The following is a 2,036-nucleotide window of genomic DNA, read 5'->3' as shown; positions in this document are numbered from 1 at the left end:
GCGCAAAATTTAGATCAAAAGCCCTCATCGCCCGCCTCGCTTCTAAATTTTTGTACCTCGTTTATGAAGGCCTGCTGCACGCTAAGCCGCCGCCCGTCCTGCACGCAGACCTCGTCGGGGCTGCCCAGCGCTAGGATTTTGCCGCGATCTTGGATCAAAAACCGATCGCAATACTCCGCCTCCTCCATAAAATGCGTCGTCACGACCACGCTCACGCCGGTGCGCGCCAGCGCATTTATGCGGTTCCAAAAGAGCCTGCGCGAGAGCGGATCGGCGCCGCTGGTGGCCTCGTCGAGAAACAAAATCTCGGGGCGGTGGATGAGCGCGCACGCCATGCTGAGGTTGCGCCCCGCGCCAAAGGGCAGGTTCTGCCACGTCTCGTTTCGCAGCCGCTGCAAGCCAAACTCGCTCAAAAGCTCCTCTATGCGCCGCTTCAGCGCCATGCCGCCGATGCCGTAGCTGCGGCCGAAATACTCTAAATTTTGATAGCAGCTTAGCTTTTTATAAAGCGAAAATTTCTGTGAGACGTAGCCGATGCGCGATCTGATCGATGATTTGGCGTAGCGCAGATCCTCGCCCATGACCGAGATCTCGCCCCCGCTCATCCCCAAAAGCGCGCAGATCATGCGAAAAGTCGTCGTCTTACCCGCGCCGTTTGGACCCAGAAGGCCGAAAATCTCGCCCTTTTTGACCTCGAAACTCGTATTTTCCACGGCGGTGAATGAGCCGAATTTTTTACTCACGTCGCGCACTTTGATGACGGTTTGAGCCGCATCGAAGCTCCTTTTTTCGTAGCCGAAGTTTGCCGCGCCGATCTCTGCTTTATTTAAAAAAATATACGCATCCTCTAGGCTCGCCTCGCGCGGACTCAGTTTAAATTTAGCGCTTCCGTTTTCGTTAAATTTAGCGCCCTCGTTTTCGTTTGAAATTTTAAAATTTTCGCCGCGCCCGTTTTCGGGATCCGTGCCTTTGTCGCGCCCGTTTTCGCGTTCTGTATTTTCGCCGTCACCCTCTAGGCTCGCGTTTAAAAACTCCTGCAGATCGCGCAGGCTTATCGGCTCATCGCTTAGCAGATCAACGCTGCCGTCTCTGGGACAGATGTCGATGAGCGGGGAGTTTTTTAAAAATCTTTGCGTCTTAAACATCAAGCGGCGCGCCAGGCTCTGATAATCCTCGCCGTCGATGCGAAATGTGCGATCCCGCAGCGCCGCGGTGATCTTTGCGGCGCGCTCCTGCGCTATGATCTTGCCGCCGAGCAAAATCAGCGTCAGATCGGCATCCGCCGCCTCGTCGAAATACGCCGTCGAAAATATGCATTTCGCGCCGCTTTGATCCAGATACTCGCGCACGATCGCCCACAGCTCGCTGCGCGAGAGCGGATCGACGCCGACGGTGGGCTCATCGAGCACTAAAAGCCGCGGACGAACTGCGATAGCGCAAGCGACGCCTAGCTTTTGCTTCATCCCGCCGGAGAGCGAATCCACGGCGTAATCTTTAAATTTCAAAAGCCCCACGCGGCGCAAAAGCCCGCGCAGATACTCCTCGCCGCTTTTTAGATCAAGCCCTTTTAGGCCTGCGAAGATGTTTAAATTTTGCCAGACGCTAAGCTCCTCGTAAAGCCCCAGGCTCTGCGACATATAGCCGTTTGCGCGGACGAATTCTTTATTTTCGCCGCTCGGAGTGAAGCCAGCAAATTTTATCTCGCCGCAATCGGGCGCGATGATGCCGCAGATGAGCTTTAAAAGCGTGGATTTGCCCGCGCCGTCGGGGCCCGTGAGGCTGATGAGCCGCGGCGAGGCGCCAATTCGCAGATCGAAATTTTCAAAAACGACGTTTTTGCTGCGATCCTCTCGCAGGTAAAATTTCTTTAAATTTACGATATTTAGTAGATCCAAGCCTAGCTCCAAATTTTATTTACTCGCCCCGTCGCTTGGCGCGACGAACGAGACCTATGCACGCCGAAAAGGCGCTCTTTGTCGCGACGCCTTACTTCTGCAGCCGCCGAGACGTCGTGGTTTTGCGGCCGCTACGGCGTC

At 55.2% G+C, this 2,036-nt stretch carries 1 protein-coding gene; it reads right to left on the bottom strand.

Translation table 11 applies throughout. From position 1 onward, the window contains the following. Positions 1-14 precede the first annotated feature (14 nt). A complete protein-coding gene (locus Q0256_RS05955) occupies positions 15-1,895 on the bottom strand; it encodes an ATP-binding cassette domain-containing protein (protein ID WP_297961090.1) in 1,881 nt (626 codons plus the stop codon). Positions 1,896-2,036 lie beyond the last annotated feature (141 nt).

Origin of the sequence: uncultured Campylobacter sp., assembly GCF_937949835.1 — a bacterium.
GTDB lineage: Bacteria > Campylobacterota > Campylobacteria > Campylobacterales > Campylobacteraceae > Campylobacter_B.
Note: the sequence above shows the minus strand (reverse complement) of the source record. Positions and strands in the feature narration are given on the sequence as shown.